Origin of the sequence: Nonomuraea sp. NPDC049269, assembly GCF_043197155.1 — a bacterium.
Taxonomy (GTDB): domain Bacteria; phylum Actinomycetota; class Actinomycetes; order Streptosporangiales; family Streptosporangiaceae; genus Nonomuraea.
Genome location: NZ_JBICSO010000012.1, coordinates 36,076 through 55,821 on the forward strand (window position 1 = coordinate 36,076; position 19,746 = coordinate 55,821).

General features: G+C 70.9%; 11 protein-coding genes. 2 read left to right on the top strand and 9 right to left on the bottom strand.

Annotation, left to right across the window (positions count from 1 at the left end; translation table 11 throughout):
- The first annotated feature begins 40 nt into the window (after nt 1-40).
- Nucleotides 41-1,264 carry an MFS transporter gene (locus ACGFNP_RS52330; RefSeq protein ID WP_393331280.1) on the top strand — a complete coding sequence of 408 codons (1,224 nt, stop codon included), beginning with the start codon at nt 41-43 and terminating at the stop codon, nt 1,262-1,264.
- Here the strand turns inward: ACGFNP_RS52330 and ACGFNP_RS52335 are convergent.
- Together ACGFNP_RS52335 and ACGFNP_RS52340 are read right to left on the bottom strand one after the other, a co-directional pair.
- Nucleotides 1,246-3,654 carry a S8 family serine peptidase gene (locus ACGFNP_RS52335; protein ID WP_393331283.1) on the bottom strand — a complete coding sequence of 803 codons (2,409 nt, stop codon included), beginning with the start codon at nt 3,652-3,654 and terminating at the stop codon, nt 1,246-1,248. The two genes, ACGFNP_RS52330 and ACGFNP_RS52335, sit on opposite strands and share 19 nt — an antisense overlap.
- A gap of 101 nt (nt 3,655-3,755) precedes the next feature.
- The gene (locus ACGFNP_RS52340) at nt 3,756-5,363 is read right to left on the bottom strand and encodes a phospholipase A2 (RefSeq protein ID WP_393331286.1); all 1,608 of its coding nucleotides are present in this window, start codon (nt 5,361-5,363) and stop codon (nt 3,756-3,758) included.
- A gap of 212 nt (nt 5,364-5,575) precedes the next feature.
- Here ACGFNP_RS52340 and ACGFNP_RS52345 point away from each other — a divergent pair, with 212 nt between their 5' ends.
- A complete protein-coding gene (locus ACGFNP_RS52345; RefSeq protein WP_393331289.1) occupies nt 5,576-7,183 on the top strand; it encodes a CocE/NonD family hydrolase in 1,608 nt (535 codons plus the stop codon).
- Between the two features lie 36 nt (nt 7,184-7,219).
- On the opposite strand, the gene ACGFNP_RS52350 is transcribed toward ACGFNP_RS52345, so the two are convergent.
- Genes ACGFNP_RS52350 through ACGFNP_RS52380 form a run of 7 tightly spaced genes read right to left on the bottom strand, consistent with a single transcriptional unit; the run spans nt 7,220 to nt 19,679 of the window.
- The gene (locus ACGFNP_RS52350; RefSeq protein WP_393331292.1) at nt 7,220-9,892 is read right to left on the bottom strand and encodes a hypothetical protein; all 2,673 of its coding nucleotides are present in this window, start codon (nt 9,890-9,892) and stop codon (nt 7,220-7,222) included.
- Entirely contained in the window at nt 9,892-12,321 is a 2,430-nt protein-coding gene (locus tag ACGFNP_RS52355; protein WP_393331295.1) for a glycoside hydrolase family 3 N-terminal domain-containing protein, read from the bottom strand. Before ACGFNP_RS52355 ends, ACGFNP_RS52350 begins: the two co-directional genes overlap by 1 nt.
- The gene (locus ACGFNP_RS52360; protein WP_393331297.1) at nt 12,308-13,609 is read right to left on the bottom strand and encodes a glycosyl hydrolase; all 1,302 of its coding nucleotides are present in this window, start codon (nt 13,607-13,609) and stop codon (nt 12,308-12,310) included. The genes ACGFNP_RS52355 and ACGFNP_RS52360 overlap by 14 nt, the downstream gene beginning before the upstream one ends.
- Before the next feature lies 1 nt (nt 13,610).
- Nucleotides 13,611-14,447, bottom strand: coding sequence for a carbohydrate ABC transporter permease (locus ACGFNP_RS52365; protein ID WP_358320948.1), 837 nt, complete (start codon nt 14,445-14,447; stop codon nt 13,611-13,613).
- Nucleotides 14,447-15,343, bottom strand: a complete 897-nt coding sequence (locus tag ACGFNP_RS52370) for a carbohydrate ABC transporter permease (protein WP_393331300.1) — start codon at nt 15,341-15,343, stop codon at nt 14,447-14,449. Before ACGFNP_RS52370 ends, ACGFNP_RS52365 begins: the two co-directional genes overlap by 1 nt.
- The gene (locus ACGFNP_RS52375) at nt 15,340-16,620 is read right to left on the bottom strand and encodes an extracellular solute-binding protein (protein ID WP_393331302.1); all 1,281 of its coding nucleotides are present in this window, start codon (nt 16,618-16,620) and stop codon (nt 15,340-15,342) included. The genes ACGFNP_RS52370 and ACGFNP_RS52375 overlap by 4 nt, the downstream gene beginning before the upstream one ends.
- Nucleotides 16,617-19,679 carry an alpha-mannosidase gene (locus ACGFNP_RS52380; RefSeq protein ID WP_393331304.1) on the bottom strand — a complete coding sequence of 1,021 codons (3,063 nt, stop codon included), beginning with the start codon at nt 19,677-19,679 and terminating at the stop codon, nt 16,617-16,619. Before ACGFNP_RS52380 ends, ACGFNP_RS52375 begins: the two co-directional genes overlap by 4 nt.
- Between the last annotated feature and the right edge of the window lie 67 nt (nt 19,680-19,746).

The window sequence follows — 19,746 nt, forward strand, 5'->3', positions numbered from 1 at the left end:
TTCACGAGACCACACCGCACACCGCGCGGGCGGGGCGATCGTGACGAGAGAGCCCACCGGGCGCTGGCAGACGCACGCGGCGATCCTGGCGTTCGGGACCTTCGCCGTGGGCACGGACGCCTTCGTCATCGCCGGCATCCTCCCCGAGATCGCCCGGTCGCTGCACGTCAGCGTGGCCGCGGCGGGCCAGCTCGTCACGGTCTTCTCCATCGCCTACGCCGTGCTGGCCCCGGTGCTGGCCACGCTGACCGCGGGCTGGTCGCGGCGGGTCGTGCTGCCCGCCGGGCTGGCGCTGTTCGCCGTGGGCAACGTGATCACCGCGCTGGCACCCGCGTACGGCCTGGTGCTGGCGGCCCGGGTGGTCGCCGCGGGCGGTGCGTCGCTCTACGCGGCGACCGCCAGCGCGACCGCGGCGGCGCTCGCCGGGGACGAGCGCCGTGGCCGGGCCATCGCGATCGTCATGCTCGGACTCACGTCGTCGCTGGCCCTCGGCGCCCCGCTGGGCACCGCGGTGGGCGCGGCGCTCGGCTGGCGGGCCACGATGTGGCTGGTCACGGCGTTGGCCCTGGTCGTGGTCCCGGTCATCGTCGGCCGCCTGCCCGATGTCGGCCACGGCCCGGCCGGCGGGTGGCGGCAGCGGCTCGCCCCGCTCGCCGACCGGCGGGTGCTCGGCGTGCTCGCCACCACGGTCGTGGCGTTCACCGGGATCTACGTCCCCTACACCTACCTCAGCGCCGTGTACGAGCCGGCCACCGGCGGTCAGGGCGGCCGATTGGCGGTGTTGCTGCTGGTGTTCGGGGTCGCCGGCACGGTGGGGAACCTGGCGGCCGGGCACTTCACCGACCGTCGCGGTCCCCGCCGCGTCGTGATCGCCGGCACGCTGCTCCTCGCCTTCGTCTTCCTCTCGGTGCCGGCGCTGCGCGGCTCGTACGCGACGGCGCTGCCGGCGGTCGCGGCCTGCGGCGTGTTCTCCTTCACCGTCACGACGCCGCAGCAGCACCTGATCATGAGCTACGCACCGGCGGGCACGCAGCCGATGGTCGCCTCGCTGAATCAGTCCGCGGTGTACCTGGCGGTCTCGTTGTCCGGCGCGGCCGGCGGGATCGCCCTCGACGCCGCCGGCGCCGCGGCTCTCCCGCCGCTCGCTGCTGTGCTTGCCGTGGCCGCGGCGGCCCTCACCTGGTGGTACGGCCGAGCGGACGCGCGCGCCTCCCTGGGCGACGGAGGCCGCATCGTTCAGGACAGTCATCGGGCGGGGAAGTAGGCGTAGGCGTCCACGGAGACGGTCACCTGCGAGGTGCCCTCGTTCTTCAGCACGACCGTTCCGTCCGGCCGCAGCGCGGCCGTCGTGAAGCCGGTCGTGTCCTTGCCCGCCGCGTACGCCACCACCCGGGCGGTGCTCGGCCCGCTCGCGGGAACCACCGACACGACCCCGGCCGCGGTCGCCTTGGCGGCGACGGTCAGGCCCACGGCGGAGACGCCGGACGCGGGGATGTCCGGCACGCCGGTGAAGTTCAGCACGCGGGTGCCGCCCGCGGTGATGGTGACGGCTTTGGCCACCGGCATCGGACGGATCGCCTTGACGGTCGATCCCCGCTGGGCGGCGGTGTAATAGCCGCTCACGTCAACGGAGATCTCCACGGTGTTGGCGCCGAGGTTGTGGAGGTTGATCTTTCCGTCGGAGCCGGGCTTGACGATGGTGAAGAACTGCGCCGCGACGTTGGCGGGGTAGTCGATGTTGGCGTCGACGGGATAGACGTCACCGGCGGCGTAGGCCCGGATCGTCCCGGTAGCGGCACTCTTCACCATCACCGTGAGCGCGACCGTGTCCACGCCGGAGGTGGGCAGGCCGGTCATGGCGGAGGTCGCCAGCTGCACGTTCCCCCATGCCGGGAGGACGGTCCGGTCCGCGATCCGTACCGGGGAGATCGGCAGGTAGGTGCCGCCCACGGTGGTGGCGGCCTGGGCGCGAGTGTGGCCGTGGACGTCCAGCGTCACGCGGACCGGGGCGGCGCTCCTGTTCACCACCTTGATCTTCCCGTCCGTGCCGACCTTCGCGATGACCATGGTGGAGGCCCAGCGGTTGGGGTCGTAGAAGAGGGTGTTGCTCTCGGGCTCCTGTTCGTCGGAGGGGTACACCGCCACGGAGCCCGAGTTGAACCAGTCGCCCTTGGCGGCGATGTTGAGCGCGACCGCGCGGATCCCCGCCGCGGGCAGTCCGGCGACCCCGGAGACCTGCACCGCCATGGTGGAGTTCGCGCTGATCTGGACGCTGTCGAGGATCCGGCCGCGCGAGTGGAAGTACTGGTCGGGCCCCGGTCTCGGGTTCACTCCCAGGGTGGCGTCGTCGAGCTGGATCCGTGGCGTCGTCGCGCCGGAGTAGCTGATGCTCTTGCCGCTCTCCTTGAGCATCGACACCAGCTCGGCCACCCCCGCGTTGGGGAAGGCCTGGCGCAACACCGCCAGCGCGCCGGCGACGTGCGGGGCGGCCATGGACGTCCCGCTCATGGAGCGCCATTCGTCACCGGGCACCGAGGAGATGATGTCGGATCCCGGGGCGAAAAGGTCGAGAAGCGGGCCGCGGTTGCTGAAGGAGGAGACCGTGTCGTCATTGGTGGTGCTGCCCACGGCGACGGCCGAGGAGACGCAGGCCGGGGCGCTGATCGCGTCCGGGTAGCCGTTGTTGCCCGCGGCGATGACCGTGGCCACCCCGGCGGCCAGGAGGTTGTCGATGGCGGGCTTGCGCGGGTCGGTGGTGTCGCAGGACGCGGTGTATCTGCCGCCGCCCAGGCTCAGGTTGGCCGCGACGATGGGGAGTTCGCCTTTCAGGTCCAGGACTTTCTCCAGCCCGGCCAGCTGGGCACTGGTGAAGCTGAGCACGCACGGCGTCCCGCCCACTCCGCAGAAGTCCTCGGTGTCGAACTTGCTGAAGACCTGGATGGCGACGATGTCAGCCCCCGGTGCGACGCCGCTGCCATCGTCGCCGTCCAATCCCTCGCCGTCACCCGCGACGATGCCGGCCACGTGTGTTCCGTGGTCGCAGTCCAGTTCGACGGCCGCGCACGGGCCGCTTTCCGAGTCCGCCGAGCCCGGCCCTTCCTGCTGGTCCGTACCGTCCGGGCACAGGCTGGTGGCCGAGTAGTCGGGATCGATGGGCGAGAAGCACGCCTCGGCCACGACCCGGCCGCCCAGGAACGGGTGGTTGACCGCCACGCCCGTGTCCAGCACCGCCACCACGCTTCCCTCGCCCGTCAGACCTGCCGCGCGCGTACGGTCGGCGCCGATGAGCGCGGTGCTCGGACCGAGCGTCGGCGGCACCGGCCGGTCCTCCGACACGCTGACCACGCCGGGCTGGGCGGCCAGCCGCGCCAATGCCGCCTGGTCCGCGCGCAGCGTGACCACGGGTAAGACGGACAACGTCTGGAGCACCTGCCCGGCGCTCGCCGCGGCCGGCAGGTCCGCGCGGGCCTTCGTCACCACGTTCACCCTGGTATGGGCGCCGCCCGCGAGTTTCTGCGCCAGGCCGGGCTCCACCCATGGGCCCGCCGACGTGCCCGGGCTCAGCGCCGAGGCGGAGACGTCGGCGGCGACCGCCATCGAGGAGAGCAGGATCGCCGCCACGGCGATGATGCGACGGATCAGAGGTCGGTTCATCACGGTCTCCGCTCAGGGCCACGAAGGAACTGCACAACATCCACGCCTGAATCACGGCACCCGCGGACGCCACCACGAGCGGCGTCCGCGGGTCCGGGTCACTAGTCCTTGGTCGCGTTCGCGCCGTTCTTGGGGTTGCCCTTGCGCACGGCCTGCCGGTAGGTCCACGCGATGCTCTTGCAGAGCCCCCGCACCCACTTGCTGTAAGCGGTGCACGTCCAGTCGCGCAGGGTGGTGTAGAAGAGGACGTCCACGTCGGTCTTACGGCTGGTGTCGAGGTAGTACGGGTAATACCACCTCTTCCAGTTGTTTCCGATCAGTCCGTAGCCGTAGTCGTGCATGTCGCAGGCGGCACGGAAATTGAATCCCGACGGAGCATCCGGTGAATTGGTGCAGTGGTCGTAGAGGATGCCGACCACCCAGCGCTTGGTGGGCAGCTGCCTCCAGTACGGCGCGTGCCAGCCGTAGTGCGCTGCCCAGGCCGCGCAGTTGCGGCTGTGATACAGCCAGTGCACGGCGGCCCAGCAGGAGGCCGGGTACGACATCGGGCCCGCGACGCCGCCGCTGGGGACGCTGCCGGGAGCGGCCGGGCTGAGCGCCGGCGGCTCGCTGTCGGAGGCGTCCGGCCACCTGGTGGTGGAGGTGGCGGTCGCGGCCGGCAGCGCCGAGTCTCCGGTGTAGGCCAGAGCCCAGGCGCCCGACATACGCGAGTCGATCGTGGTCAGCCGCCCGGTCGGGTCGTAGCCGTAGGTCGCCGGCGGGATGCTGCTGTCGCGCGGGTCGGCCATGCTGCGCAGCAGGCCGGCGGTGTCGTATCCGTACGCGGCCACGGTCTCAGGCGTTCCCGAACCGGCCGTCTGGGTGATCTGCTTGAGGCGGCCCGCGTAGTCGCCCAAGGCCGTGCCCGTGGCCGTGGTGGAGGTCGCGTAGGTGAAGGCCAGCGTGCTCGCAGGCTCCTCGCCGCCGGCGGGCTCGGTGACGGTGGCGACCCGGCCCTGCGTGTCGTACTGCACGGTAGAGGTCCCGAAGGCGTTCGTGCCGACGCGTGTCACCCGCCAGGTGTCGCCCTGGGAGACGCCCGTCTGCTGCCAGGTGTAGACCTGGTTGAGGTTGGCCGAGCTGATCGGGTTGCCGCTGTCGTCGGTGAACCCGTCGTCGCCCGCTTCCGTGGTGCCGAGGTTGGTGGCGATCGTCTCGCTGATGGTGGTGCTCATCGTGCCGGCCGTCGCGTCCCAGCGGGTGGTCTGGGTGAGCTTGGAGCCGTTCTCGGCCTCATAGCGCCGCACCTCGCCGCCGTCGGGGAAGGATGCGCTGCTCTTGAACGCGTATGCGACCTTCTCCCCCGAGTCGAGCTCGGTGACCTGGACGGCGTTGCTGAGGATGTCGAGTTTCCGGCCGGTCGTCCCGCCGAGGAATTCGGCCTGCCAGCCCGGCCCGAACACCGACAGGTCGGCGCGGGAGGCCGGCACCGCCTTCGGCTGGGCCAGACTGCCGTCGACGGCGGCCACGCCGTGCTTGCGGCCGATCGCGCCCGCCGAGGCGTCGATCTCGTTGAGCTCGAAGGTCTTGGTGTCGGAGAAGTACTGGCCGGGGCCGACGGGCTGGTCGCTGTCCGCCGCCGTCGTGGCGACGGCCGCTTGCCCGGGAAGGACGGCCACCAGGGGCAGGATCACCGCGGTGACCGCGGTGACAATGGTTAATCGCCTCATGAAGCTCTCCTCATGTACTCCCCGTGCGAGGCGGGGAACGGTGCTCAAAAATGTAGGGAGAGATCGGCGGCCAGTCTTCAAACCCCGGTTGGATGAGGCGGTCTACCATCCGCGGTAGCCGCTTCTACCTTGTTCGCTTACACCGGGGGGCGATCTACCACAGAAGTCGCAGACAGTCGGCGGTTCCGTCCCCATGAACAGGAGCACCACTGATGAAACTCCTCAGTCATGTCCTGCAGCGCTTCCTGAAGCTGGACCCGCCGCTCACGCGGGACATCGCGGTCCACCACGATCTGCGGGTCCCCATGCCCGACGGGGTCGAGTTGCTGGCCGACCGCTGGGCGCCGCGCACCGGGGGCGACGGGTTGCCGACCGTGCTGCTGCGCAGTCCGTACGGACGCAGCGGACCAGTCTTCGGCGGTGCGATGGCGCTGCCCTGGGCCGAACGCGGGTTCCAGGTGGTGGTGCAGAGCACCCGGGGCACGTTCGGCTCCGGCGGGGTCTTCGACCCGATGCGGCAGGAGCGCGAGGACGGCCTGGCGACCCTGGAGTGGGTGGGGAAGCAGCCGTGGTTCGGCGGCTCCATCGTCCTGGCCGGCGCCAGCTACCTCGGCTACGTTCAGTGGGCCGTCGCGGACAGCCTGCCACCGACGGTCAAGGCCATGATCACGCAGGTCACCGAGTCGGCGCTGACGCTGGAATTCCTGCGCGCGGACGGTCTTTCCCTGGAGACGCCGTTCGGGTGGGGCGTTCAGGTGGACGGCCAGGAACGCCGCTTCGCGTTGCTGCGGCAGCTCACCCAGGGTCGCAAGAGGGGCCGGGCACTGTTCGCCCTGCCGCTCGGCGGGTCCGACGTCGCCGCCACCGGCCACCGCGTCGACTACGTCCAGGACATCCTGGCCCACGACGCGGCGGTTCCGCGCTGGGCCGGGCTCGACCACCGGGACCGGGTGGCGCAGGTCAGCGTTCCGGTCAGCTCGATAGGTGGCTGGTACGACATCTTCCTGCCCGGTCAGCTCCGTGACTTCCGGACGCTGCAGGAGGCGGGGCGCCCCGCGCGACTGACGGTCGGGCCGTGGACCCACCTCGGTATGGACGGCACGGTGATGCGGGAGAGCATCGCGTTCGGACTCGCCCACGCCAGCGGGCAGCAGCCACCGGAGCGCGCGCCGGTACGCCTGTACGTGATGGGCCAGGAAACCTGGCGCGACTTCGACTCCTGGCCGCCGGAAGGTCACGCGCCGCGACGCTTCCACCTCCAGCCCGGCGGCGACCTGGCCGCCGAGCCGCCCGGCGAGTCACCGCCCGACCGGTACCACTACGACCCGGCCGACCCCACACCGGCGGTCGGCGGGGTGCGCATGGTCCGCGGCGCCGGCCGGGCCGACAACACCAAGCTGGAGAACCGTCCGGACGTGCGCATCTACACCACCGGCGTGCTCGACCAGGACGTCGAGGTCATCGGCGAGGTCAGCGCCGAGATCTGGTTCCGCTCCAGCCTGCCGTACGCGGATGTGTTCGTCCGGCTGTGCGATGTCGACCCTCGCGGCCGCTCGTACAACGTCTGCGACGGTCTGGTGAGCCTGTCCGGCGCCGACGAGCTCACCCTCGCCAAGGTGACGCTGTGGCCGACCGCGTACCGCTTCAAGCGCGGCCACCGCATCCGCGTCCAGGTCTCCAGCGGCGCCTTCCCCCGCTACGCCCGCAACCCGGGAACCGGCGAACCCCACGCCACCGCCACCACACTCCGGTCCGCCGACCAGGAGATCCACCACGATCGCGAGCACCCGTCCGCCGTGATCCTGCCGGTCCGCACCTGACCTTGGGGGACGGGGCGACCCGCCCCCCTTCCGCGGTCAGTTGCCGCGCAGTACGGTCGTGGCCTTGTTGCCGGCGTAGTCCTCCAGGATGGCGACCACCTTGCTGGTGGCGCTGGACATGGTCACCGTTTCGGCGCCCCGGGTGGTGCGGCCGCGGATGATGTACGGCTTGGCGCCCGAGCTGTAGGTCGTCGCGAACGACTTCGCCTGGCCGTCCTCAAGGATGGTCAAGGTGTGCCAGTCCGGAAGAGCCGGCCGGGAGAAGGTGAACGTGTTCCCGTTGATCGCCACCGCCGAGGCCGGATAGGGGCTGATCTCGGCGTCGGCGAACGTCCCGCGTGCCCCGGTGGTCGTGCCCGTTCCCGCCCGCAGGGTGAGGAGGTAGTCGCCGCCGTCGACGGGTACGCCGGTCAGCGTCGTGCCCGTGCTCGTTCCGGACAGTTCGACCTCCTTGGTGTACGGGTGGGCGGTGTCGAGGCTCTGGACCTTCAGGGTGATGGGCCCGCCGCTCCCCCGGACCGGAGGCGTCCAGGCGGCCGTCAGCGTGCCGTCCGGCTTCGCCGACGTCTTCACCCCGCCCGGCGCCGTGGACAGGTCGAACGACGTGGTCGCCGCCGGGCTCTGCGACCCGTCCGGGCCGACCGCCACCAGCTTGATCGTTCCTGACGTGGCCGTGAAGCGCTTGACGTAGTAGACGTCGTCGTAGACTCCGCCGAGATAGGTGTCGTCGAGGTAGACGTCGTAGCGGCGTACCTTGTCGTACCCGGAGCGCTTCCAGGACAGGAACAGCTCGCCGGTCTCGGGGAGCAGCTCGGTGATGCGCAGGTCCTGCGGCGCGGCGGGCGTGTTGGCCTGGCCGTCGCGCAGGGCCAGGGAGCCGAGGTTGACCTGATATCCCGGGATGGGGCGGGCGCCGGCCGCGACGACCAGCCCGAGCGCGGCGACACGCTGACCGGCGTACGCCGACAGGTCCGCCGACCCGGTGGTCCAGCCCGTGGTGTGCCGGCCCGAGCCGGTCAGCGGAAGCTGGATCACCTTGGCCGGGTCGGAGGCGAGGACGAGGCCGAGCCGGAGTTCGGAGTCGTCGCTCGCCGAAGGCTTGTTGTAGGTCAGCTCAAGGGTCGAGCGCTTGGTGAGCTTCAGGTCCGTCTTGTAGAGCCGCGCGGTGTTGTCGCTGTCCAGGGTGCCGCTGAGGACGAGGGAGCTGCCGCCGTTGTAGGCGCCGATCTTCTGGTAGGAGAACCGGCTCGCCGGCGTGTACGCGGGGCCGTAGTCGAAGTCGGCGCGAAGGGGGGTTCCGGCCGCGTCGATCCACCACTGCCAGGTCACCGGGAGGTCCTGGAGGTTGACGTTCCCCCACTCCTTCGGGTTGGACAGTCGGCCCTTGGTCCAGGTGGACAGGCCGTGGCCGGTGTTGAAGGAGGTGGCGAACGTGGTGCCGCCGATGACGGAGCGTTCGGCGATGTACTTCGAGATTCCCTTCCAGCTGCCCTCTGGCGTGGTGGCGCCCTGGGAGGAGCCGGTCCACCAGCGGCGTTCCCGGTCGAAGACGTCTCGCTGGGCCGCGTCGTCGGTCTTGCCGGCGTAGTCGGAGGAGACGAAGTCGGCGCCGAGGGTGGCGATGGCGTTCATCGGCGCACCGCTCGCGTCGAGGTTGTCGTCGAGGTTGTAGGGCTGGTCGAACTGGTACTGCCCGGCCTCGACGCCGGCGAAGACGCTCTTGCGGGCGTTCAGGCCGAGGCCGGCGGCGTAGTTCTTGGAGTTGGTGAGCTTGGTCCTGTTCCACCAGTAGTTGAGGAAGATGGAGTCGGACACGTCACCTTGAGCGTCGCGTACGAACGGGCCGTTGACCGAGTTGAACTCGTTCTGGTACGAAATGGCGCCGGTGGAGCTGTTGATGGAGTCGTACCACTGCACGTAGATGCCGCCCGCGCGCAGTTGCCGCAGAAACTCCTTGTACGCCGGGATGTCGGCCGGCGCCAGCTTCGCCTCCTGGTTGATGAAGTAGCCGTCGAAGCCGTAGAACTTGGCGAGCTGGATGAGCTTGGCGGCGACGGGGAAGCCGCCGTCGGCGTCGCGGACCAGGAGCTCGGCGTAGGTCTGGTCGCCGCGGTCGTTGTCGGAGAAGAAGACGCACCCCAGCGAGCGCACCCCGTTCGCGTGGGCCGCGTTGGTGTAGCCGGGGTTGGGCAGGTTGAGCATCCCGAACTCGAACCACTTCTCCCGCCAGTCCTTGGCCGGGTCGTAGTAGCTCACCGGCACCCCCTCGGTGGGCATGCCGTGCCAGGAGGCGTAGAAGTCGGCGTACTGCCAGTAGTTGAAGAGGTACTGGCTGAACTCGTTGGTGTAAGGGTGGCTTTCGAAGAAGGCGTTGCCGTAGTCGCCGGCCAGGGTCAGCAGCTGGGTGTCGGCGGGCAGGGCGGGGGTGCGCTGCGTGGCGGCGTTGGCCGGGTTGCGCTTCTGGAGCGGCACCTTGGCGCGTAACAGCTCGGCGTGGGCGTCGTCGGCGGGGTTCCAGCGCAGCAGGTCGGTGACGGAGTAGCCGTGCTGGTAGGGCTGGTGGGCACCGGCCGCGCTGTCGCCCGTCCAGGGCAGCGTGTCGCTGGCCGCGGCGCCGCCGGCGGCGAGCACGACGGTGAGCATCGCGGCCAGGGCGGCGGTGCCCGCACGGGTCGTCACCCGTCTGCCGGTGCGAGGTGATCGGGCCATCACAACTCCTCACTGTTGAGAATGAGCTCGGCCGCTGGCGGCCTTGGGTGGCTGAACGGTCGGAGGGTCTCGTGGAGGTCTTCGACGTACAGGTCGGTGACGGCCCGGTCCGCCGCGCCCTCGGCGAAGCAGCGCGCCGCGGGCAGGTCCCAGGCGACGGTGACGCGGGCGCCCGGCGGGACGGTGACCCTGCGGAAGGCGAGCAGTTCGCGTACGCGAGGCAGCACGACGCCGCCGGCCCGGTGCCCGAACAGCGGCACGATGACCTCGGCCTCGGCATCGGCGGGGTTGACGACCTCGACGCTCACCCGGACCGTGGCCGCATGCGCCGACGCGGTCAGGCGGTCGAACCGCACGGGCCGGTAGCGCAGGCCGGAGCCGAAGGGGAACAGCACCGGGTCCGGCGCGTCCTGGTAGACACCATGGGCCGGGTGCCGGTCGTTGTGGCGGACCGGCACGGCCCCCGGATGGCGTGGTGCGGTGAACGGCAGGCGGCCGACCGGCTCGTGGACACCGAGCAGCGCGTCGACGATCGCATGGCCTCCGTGCGGACCGGGGTAACCGGCCCACAGCAGGGCGTCGGTGTGGGCGAGCACGCCGGTGAGCACATGCGGACGGCCGGCGATGACGACGGCCACCACGGGGCAGCGGGCCCGCGCGCGAACTTCGGCGACCAGGTCGTCCTGACCGCCTGGCAAGGAGAGGTCGGCCAGGTCGACGCCCTCCCCTGCCGTCGCGACGGTCGCCGGACCCGCGATCGCCCCGTTGGCGGCGAAGTCCTCCGCGTACGTACGGTGGCTCGTCCCGCCGAGCGCCAGGATCACTACGTCAGCGCCTTTTAGATCGGCCGCCGTAGGCACTCCGGATACACACCTCACCTCGGCACCGCTCAGGTCGGCCACCGTCGGCACGCCGGACACGCACCTCACCTCGGCGTGGGGAAGCGCCTGCCGCAGGGCCAGGTCCAGGCCGGCGGCCGACCCCGGGGGCAGGGGCGGCACGTAGTCGCCCAGCAGGGCGGTGACGTCGCGGGCGTTCGGACCGGCGAGGACCACCTTGGTCAGCGCCCGCCGGTCCAGCGGCAGGAGCCCGCCGCCATTGTGGAGCAGCACCAGCGACTGCCGGGCCAGCCGACGGGACAGGCCGTCGGCGGCGCGGCCGGCCAGGGCGAGCGTTTCGCGATGGTTGAGCGTGACGGGCGCGGTGGCCGCAGGCAGGCTTTCCGTGAGCAAGCCGAAGCGCTGCTTGAGCGTGAGGACCCGGCGACAGGCGGTGTCGACCAGCTCGGCCACCCGCGGGTCCTCGGTGGCGGCCTGCTCCAGCAGGCCGAAGGACTCGTCCCAGAGCGACAGGTCCACGCCGGCCTCGAGCGCCGCCACGGCGGTGGCCGTCGGGTCGCCCGTCATCGAGGTGAGCCGATCGACGGCCAGGCCGTCGGCCATGACGATTCCGTCGAAGCCGCATTCGGCCCGCAGGAAGCCGGTGAGCAGGTCGCGGTTGGCGCAGCACGGCACCCCGTCGATGTCGTTGTAAGCCGCCATGAACCCCAGCGCCCCAGCCTCCACAGCGGCCCGGACCGCCGGGAGGTGCAGCTCGCGCAGGTCGCGGGCGCCGATGACGGCGGACTGGCCGTTGCGCCCGCCGACGGCTTCGCCTTGAGCGGCCAGATGCTTGACCACGATCGCCACTCCGCCGCCGCCCACCGCGCCGCGATCACTACCCTGCATGCCGATCACCAGCGCTCTGGTGAGCTCCGCGGCCAGCAGCGGATCTTCGCCAAAGCACTCCTCCGCCCGCCCCCAGCGTGGGTCGCGCAGCAGGTCGAGCGCGGACACCAGCGCCAGGTGCACCCCGCTGGCCGCGAGCTCGGCCGCGACGGCGGCCGCGGCCTCGGTCAGCAGCGCCGGATCCCACCCCGCGGCCACCGCGAGGTTGGTCGGCAGCAGCGTCCCGCCCAGCGCCTGGTGCCCGTGCGGGGCCTCCTCGGACAGCAGCACTCCGATGTGGCGCCCGCCCGCCCGCGACACCTCGTCCTGGACCAGGGCGGCCACCTCGGCGCGTTCCTCCGGCCGGATCCCGTCGGCCCACGAGCGGCCCGACCAGGCGTCGGCGCGGAAAACCCCGTACAGTGCGCCGAGTCCGCCCCACCGATCGAGCTCGGCACGAGCGAGGTCGGTGAGCCGGAAACCGCCCCGGGGAGCCCGCTCGACGGCCTGCCAGCCGAACAGGCGCTGGTTGAGCTGGCCGACCTTCTCCCGCAGGGAAAGCTCGGCGAGCAGCGGCTCCACGACGCCGATCCCCGGCCCCATGCCGGTCCTGGTCCCGGGCTCGCCACCGCCACCGCCACCGCCACCGCCGCTCCCGCTCCCGCTCCCGCTTCCGCTTCCGCTGCCGCTGCCGCTGCCGCTGCCGGGCTCAACGATCAGCATGTGCGGCCATCCGTTCGAGTACCTCGACATCGGCGACCGAGCTGTAGAAGGTGCGACCCGTCGGCTCGGCGTGGACGAGCCGTTCGATGCCGCGGGCGCGTAGCGCCGACGGGTCGCCCGCGACCGTGGAGGTGACCACGGCGGGCCGGGCTCCGGCGCGGGCGCGGCTCATCCAGGTCTCGAACACGCCGCCGCCGGGAGAGAGCTCCGCCCGGGACACGGGGACGTCCTCGGCGTCGACCGGGACGACGACGGCCTCCCGCCGTGGGGAAGGGCGCGGCCGGTGCCGCAGTTCGGCGGCCAGTTCGGCGAAGCGCCTGCCGATCGGCTTGACGCCGGCGTCGGCGCCGATCAGGCCGAGGCTGTACTCCAGGTCGGGGAAGTCGGCCAGCCCGCGTTCCACGTCGTGCGAGCACCACCACGTGACACCCCACAGGGCGTCGCTGTCGGCCGCCGCCCGCACGGTGCCCTCGCAGAAGTCCGGCGCCTGGTCCTCGGTGAGGTGGTTGAGCGGCGCGCCGACCTCCTGCAGCCACACCGGGCGGGCCGGGTCGAGGGCGAAGGCGCGCGACAGCTCGATGAGGTACGCGGCGTGGCTGACGCTCTCGTGCGACATCGCGCCGTACCCCTGCGCCGTGCCGTTGAAGATCCACGAGTGGATCACGCTCATCTGGCCGTGCCGGGTGGAGTGCGCGGGGGTGAAGGCGTGACCGTCGGCGTACCAGACGGCGTCGTATTCGGCGTTGAGCCGGAAGTGGCGCCGGTCGCGCGGACCTTCGCCGTGCAGCGCCCGGAGCCAGGCCGTGACCTGCTGCGCGGTGGCCGGCATCGGGCTCGGGTGCAGGGCGGAGGTGAACTGGTTGACCTCGTTGCCCAGGGTCAGGCCGAGGAAGTTGGGCAGGTCGCGCAGGTGCTCGTCGAGGGCCTCGACCAGGTGGGCCTGCGCGCCGATCGCGTCCGGGTCGGTGAACATGCTGCGGCGGTGCCAGTCCGTCAGCCAGCTCGGCACGAAGTCGAAGCCCGACAGGTGTCCCTGCAGGACGTCGACGCTGGCGTCGAGACCGGCCTCGCCGGCGATCTCCACGACGTGACGCACGTCGTCGAGGGCGCGGCGGCGGATCAGCGTCCGGTTCGGCTGCAGGACGGGCCACAGCGGCATGACGCGGACGTGATCCAGGCCGAGCCCGGCCAGGGCCGTCATGTCGCGCCGGGTAGCCGTCCAGTCCGGATCCAGCCAGGAGTAGAACCAGTCCCGGGAGGGCGTGTAGTTGACCCCGAATCTCAGCATTTCACCCTTTCAAGCCTCCCGCTTCGAGCCCGCGGAAGAAGTAGCGCTGCAACACGGCGAAGAACGTGACGATGGGAACCAGGGCGATGATCGTGCCGGCCGCGATGAGGCGCGGATCGTCGTAGAAGGTGCCGCGCAGCCGGTTCAGTCCGACGGTGAGGGTGTAGTTGTCCTCGTCGGACAGCACGATGAGGGGCCACAGGAAGTCGTTCCACGAGCCGACGAAGGCGAAGATCGCCACGACGGTGATGACGCCCTTGACCTGGGGGACGGAGACGCGGATGAACCGCTGCCAGGCGTTGGCGCCGTCGATGACGGCCGCCTCGTCGAACTCGGCGGGCAGGTTGGCGAACGCGTTGCGCATGAGCAGCACGTTCAGCGCGGCCACGATCGTCGGCAGGACGACGCCGATCAGGGTGTTGGCCAGACCGGCCGCCCTGACCAGCAGGAACTGGGAGATGAGGACCGTCTCGGCCGGGACGAGCAGGGCGGCGACGAAGATGCCGGCCGCCACCCCGCGGCCGCGGAAGCGCAGCCTGCCCAGTGCGTAACCGGCGCAGGTGGCGCCCACGACGTTGCCGGCGACGGCCATGGCGGCCACGGTCAGCGAGTTGAGCAGGTAGTGGGGCACCGGGATGCGATCGAGCACGGTCGAGAAGTTCCCCAGCGTGGGATGGCCGGGGATCAGCTCGGGCGGCCGGGTGTACAGCGCGTCGCCGGCGCCCTTGAGCGACAGCGAGAGCTGCCAGAGCAGGGGGCCGGCCAGCAGCACGGCCATCAGGACCAGGATCAGGTAACGCACGGCCGAACCCGGCGAGAAGCGACGTCGGGTGGACATCAGAAAGACCTCTGCTTGCGTTGCATCACGAGTTGCGCGATCAGCAGCGCGCCGAGGATGACGGACATGACCAGGCTGATCGCGCCGGCGTATCCGGTACGCGCCTGCAGGCCGGTGCCTTCGCGCTGGATGAGCATGGTCATCGTCAGATCGCCGCCGCCCACCCCTCCGGTGCCGTCGGTGAGCACGTAGATCTCGCCGAAGACCCGGAAGGCCGCCACGGACGACAGGACGCCGATGAGCGCCATCGTCGAGCGCACGCCCGGAACGGTGACGTTCAGGAACGCGCGTACCGGGCCGGCGCCGTCCATCGCCGCCGCGTCGTACAGGCTGGGGTCGATGTTCGCCAGCGCGGCCAGGTAGATGACCATGTAGTAGCCCAGGCCCGTCCACACGGTGACGAACATCGCGCTGAACAGCAGCAGCCAGCGGTCGGTGAGGAACGGCACGGGCTGGGCGACGAGCTTGAGCGTGCCGAGCAGCTCGTTGACCAGGCCGCGTTTGTCGAGCAGGTTCGTCCAGATCAGGCCGACGATCACCGGTGACATGATCACCGGCAGGTACATGGTGGTGCGGAAGAACCCCATGAGCCGCCCGGCCCCGCTGAGCAGCGAGGCGAGGACCAGGGGCAGCACCACCATGAACGGCACGACGCACACCACGTACAGGCTGGAGTTCAGCAGCGCGGTGCCGAACCGCTCGTCGGCGAACATCCGCCGGAAGTTGTCCAGTCCGACGAAGTCCCCGGGCCGCAGCAGCATGGAGTCCGTGAACGCCAGCCGCAGCGTGTTCAGGAACGGCACGAGGACCAGGAGCACGACGACGGCCAGGCCCGGCACCAGGAACAACCAGGGGGTCACGCGCCACTTGTGGGTGGCCGGGGTGGAGTCGGTCATCCGTGCGAGGCCAGCCGGTCGTTGGAGTACTTGACCGACTCGTCCAGCGCCTGCTGCACCGACTTCTTGCCCAGCAGGGCCTGGGCGATCTGCTCGCGGAGCGTGTCGGCGTCGGCCGAGCCGGAGAAGGCCGGCGGCCACCACACGACCGCCTTCTTGACCTGGGCGGCGCTCTCCAGGCGCGTCTTCGTGGCGGGGTCGCCGTCGTCCTTGGTGAAGTACTCGTCGTCCATAGACCCGGCCGACGAGGGGAACACCGAGGCCTTCTTGGCGAAGGCGAGCTGGTTGGCGGCGTTGGTCACGTACTTGGCGAAGGCCGTGGCCAGGGGCTGGTTCTTGCCGGTGGCGTTCACGACGAGCGACTCGATGTACATGTTGGGGGCGGCGGTGCTGATCCGCGGCCCGATCCCGAGCGCCTTGTAGATGTCGGGCGCGGTCTCCTTCAGGTCGTTGAGGGTGTAGGAACTGCCCGACAGGTACGCCAGCCGCCCGGCTTTGAACTCCTCCACCTCCTTGGTCTGGAGGTTGTTCAGCGACTCCTGGGTCAGGCCCTTGCCGGCGTACAGCTTCCTGAAGCGCTCGACCAGCTCCACGCCCTTGGCGTCGTTGTAGGTGAACTTCTTGCCCGCGGCGTCCATGAGGGGCACGCCGGCCTCACCGAACATCTCGATGACCGGCATCCGGGCGATCATCGACACGTCCGAGCACTTCTTGGCCATGGTCTCGGCCTGGCTGAAGAGCTCGTCATAGGTGGCGGGCAGCTTGGCCGGGTCCAGACCGCACTTCTTGAACAGCGCCGTGTTGAAGAACGACGGCCCGGTGTTCAGGTACCACGGGTAGCCGAAGGTTCCGCCGCCGAGCCCGCTGAACGTCATCGCCTCCCACGCCTTGTCCAGGTACAGGCTCTTGGCCTGGGGGTCGGCCTTGCTGAGGTCGAGCAGGACCCCGGCCTGGGCCAGGGTGTAGGCGGCCTCGGGTCCCATGTCGACGACGTCGGGCAGCGCCCCCGCGGCGGCGTCGGCCGACAGCTTGTCCTGGTAGCCCTCGGCGGGCTGGTCCACCCAGGTGATCTTCGTGCCGGCGTGTTCCTTCTCGAAGGCCGCGATCAGCTCGGTGAAGTAGGGCGTGAACTTGTCGTTCTTCAGGTTCCAGGTCTGGAACTTGATCGTGCCCGACAGCGCCCCGCCAGAGGCCTGCGGCGTCGGATCGCCGCCGCCGCACCCGGACAGCAGTAGCGATCCTAGGGCGAGTGCCGCGACACCGGTCCATCTTTTCATTGGATGTCCTCCTTGGGTGGGGCGGCGATCCGCAGGGTCGCCACCTGGAAAGGGCCGAGATCCAGCCGGGCCTCGCTCACGGAACGGTGTGTCGGCCCCACGGCCAGGGGCAGGTCCTCGTCACCGGTGAGCTCTCGTTCGAGCAGGTCGGTCTCCCACAGGACGGCTCCCGCGCCGAGTTCCTCGTGGCAGTGCATCCGTGCGCTCGCCCGTCCTCCCTGGGTCTCGTACACGCGGACGACCAGGTCACCGGAGCAGTCGTCGGCCTGCTTCACCCAGTCGACGACCGCGTGGCCGGTGAGGAGCTCCAGGCGGACCAGCGGTGCTATCGGCGACAGCCCGGCGAGGTCGGGTGCGTTGAACGCGTAGGCGGCCTCGACGGCGGTGGGCACGTCCGCGCCGGGCAGCACCGCCCAGCGGAAGGCGTGCGTGCCCTGGTCGGCGTGGGGGTCGGGGAAGCGCGCGCTCCGGAGCAGGGACAGCCGGACGACGGTGGAGTCGCCGTCGGCGCGGGCGTCGGCTCCGTACATCGTGTCGTTGACGATCGCGAGGCCGAAGTCGGCGTCGGCCACCTGCACGTAGCGGTGCATCGCGGCCTCGAACATCGCCTCCTCGGACGCGGTGTTCGCGAGCAGCGGGCGTTCGACGTACCCGTACTGGGTCTCGAACCGCGCGGTCCGCGCGCTGACCCGCGCCGGGATGGCCACCTTCAGCAGGCGTTCCCGCTCCTGCCAGTCGACGGCGCACTCGGTCTCGAACCGCCCGGTGCCGGCCCGCAACCACATGGTCAGCGTGATCGTGGACGCGCCGGTCCGCCGGACCACCTCCACGCCTGCGTCGGATCCGTCGCGGATCACCTTCCGGCTCGTGACGTCGTCGAGCACCTGGGGGTGGCGCAGCACGTGCCGGTCCACGTCCCAGGCGTCCCAGCGCACCGGCTCGTCGCGGAAGAGCTGCAGTTCGTTGAGGCGCCGCCCGGGCGGGACGACCTCCCGGCCGCCGCGCTGGTCGAGGAGGGAGACGACATGGCCGCCGCCGTCCACCACGACCCGCAGCAGACCGTCATCCAGTACGGTGGCGCCGGCCTCGCCGTCGGTGACCTCGACGACGGCCGCACTCGGTTCCGCCGCAGCGAGTGGGTCGGCCCGCTCGCCGCCCAGTGCCGCCGTGGCCTGTTTGATCAGATCGTGCAGCCGTTCCTCGACCATCCGGTAGGTGTCGCGGGCCTCGCGGTGCACCCAGGCGATCGAGGTTCCGGGGAGGATGTCGTGGAACTGGTGCAGCAGCACGGTGCGCCAGATCTCGTCGAGGTCCGCGTGCGGGTAGGGCGCGTCGCGCAGCGTGCTCGCCGCCGCGCTGAGGTATTCGGCCGCCCGCAGCAGCGACTCGCAGCGCCGGTTGCCCTGTTTCATGGCCGTCTGCGAGGTCAGGGTGCCCCGGTGCAGCTCCAGATAGAGCTCACCACGGTAGACCGGTTCCAGGGATCCGGCGTCCAGCAGCTCGGCCTCGGCCTCCTGGAAGAACTCCGCCGGCGACCTGGAGGTCACCCGTGGCGCGCCTTCCAGGTCGGCGAAGCGGTGCAGCCGTTCGGCCATCTCCCTGGTGGGTCCGCCGCCTCCGTCGCCGTACCCGTAGGGCAGCAGCGAATGGGACGCGATCGCCTTGTCCTTGAAGGTGGTGACCGCGTGGCGGAGCTCGCGGGCGGTCACCTCGGCGGCGTACGTCTCCGCAGGTGGGAAGTGGGTGAAGATCCGCGTGCCGTCGATGCCCTCCCACCAGAAGGTGTGGTGCGGGAAGACCGTGGTGTCGTTCCAGGAGATCTTCTGGGTCAGGAACCAGCGGGACCCGGCCCGGCGGGCCAACTGGGGCAGGGCGCCCGAGTAGCCGAACGAGTCGGGCAGCCACATCTCCCGTGGTTCGCGGCCGAACCGGCTGATGAAGTAGCGCTTGCCGTAGGTGAGCTGGCGCACCATCGATTCGCCGGTGGGAATGACGCCGTCCGCCTCGACCCACATGCCGCCGACCGGTACGAACCGGCCCCGCTCAACGTGGTGCCGCACCCGATCGAACAGCTCCGGGTAGTGCTCTTCGAGCCAGCTGAAGTGCTGGGCCGCCGACATCGTGTACACCAGCGCGGGGTCGGCGTCGAGCAGGGCGAGCGCGTTGGAGACCGTACGGGCGAGCTTGCGTACCGTCTCGCGCAGCGGCCACAGCCACGCCGTGTCCATGTGCGCGTGCCCGACGGCGGTGATCCGGTGGGCGCTGGCGTGCGCGGGCGCGGCCAGGACGGGAGCCAGGATCGCGCGCGCCCGCCGGGCGCCGTCCTCGGCGTCCGCCTCGTCGTAGACATCCAGGGCCTCCTCTATCGCGCGCAGCAGCCGCCAGTGCCGCGGCTCGTCCGCGCTCAGCTCGGCGGCCAGGCCACCGGCGACGTCCAGGTCGCAGGCCAGGGCGTGGATCTCCGGCGAGAACGCGGCGAGCTCCGCGCGGCGCAGCCTGAACTGCTCGAACGGCTCCTCCGCCCCCTTCTCACCGTGATCGGTGACGACGAACGGCGGCAACCCGAGCAGCAGCGGATTCGCCGCCGCCTCGACGTAGAGCACGAACGTGCCGTCGGCGTCGAGCAGGCCGGGGACGGCTCCGTCTCCGCGTAACCGGACGTGGGGCTGCCGAGGGTGCAGGCCTTTGACGATCGTGCCGTCCGGGGTGAAGACCAGGCCCTCACAGTGGCCGCCCACGGAGTGGTCGAACCAGCCCAGGTCGAGGACGAGGTCAAGGGGACCGGCCTGCTGCCCGGCCGTGCCGCGGATCCGGAACCAGGTCGTGGCCCAGGCCTGTCCCCAGGCCGCGCCCAGCGGGAAGGGACGGTAGCCGGGCGCGGTACGGCCGGGGTCGCGGGCGAGCCCGAGGGCGTGCCGGGCGCTCACCGGCTCCCCGTCGTCCGCGACGGTCCATGCCTCGACCTCGACGCCTGCCGACCGGGTGTGAATCCGGGGCAGGATCCGGTCTCGCCGCACGCGGTCGAGCCGCTCAAGGGTGCGGCTGAGGAGGTTGTGCATCGCGCGCCTCTCCGTAGCGGAGGTGTGACAATATGCCTGAAACGTTTTAGTTGTGGCAAGTGACCGA

Excerpts from the sequence above, each read along its gene's own strand:
- ACGFNP_RS52340 (WP_393331286.1), bottom strand. The coding sequence starts at position 5,363 with ATGAGGCGATTAACCATTGTCACCGCGGTCACCGCGGTGATCCTGCCC.
- ACGFNP_RS52375 (WP_393331302.1), bottom strand. The coding sequence starts at position 16,620 with ATGAAAAGATGGACCGGTGTCGCGGCACTCGCCCTAGGATCGCTACTG.
- ACGFNP_RS52360 (WP_393331297.1), bottom strand. The coding sequence starts at position 13,609 with ATGCTGAGATTCGGGGTCAACTACACGCCCTCCCGGGACTGGTTCTAC.
- ACGFNP_RS52355 (WP_393331295.1), bottom strand. The coding sequence starts at position 12,321 with ATGCTGATCGTTGAGCCCGGCAGCGGCAGCGGCAGCGGCAGCGGAAGC.
- ACGFNP_RS52365 (WP_358320948.1), bottom strand. The coding sequence starts at position 14,447 with ATGTCCACCCGACGTCGCTTCTCGCCGGGTTCGGCCGTGCGTTACCTG.
- ACGFNP_RS52345 (WP_393331289.1), top strand. The coding sequence starts at position 5,576 with ATGAAACTCCTCAGTCATGTCCTGCAGCGCTTCCTGAAGCTGGACCCG.
- ACGFNP_RS52335 (WP_393331283.1), bottom strand. The coding sequence starts at position 3,654 with ATGAACCGACCTCTGATCCGTCGCATCATCGCCGTGGCGGCGATCCTG.
- ACGFNP_RS52380 (WP_393331304.1), bottom strand. The coding sequence starts at position 19,679 with ATGCACAACCTCCTCAGCCGCACCCTTGAGCGGCTCGACCGCGTGCGG.
- ACGFNP_RS52350 (WP_393331292.1), bottom strand. The coding sequence starts at position 9,892 with ATGGCCCGATCACCTCGCACCGGCAGACGGGTGACGACCCGTGCGGGC.
- ACGFNP_RS52370 (WP_393331300.1), bottom strand. The coding sequence starts at position 15,343 with ATGACCGACTCCACCCCGGCCACCCACAAGTGGCGCGTGACCCCCTGG.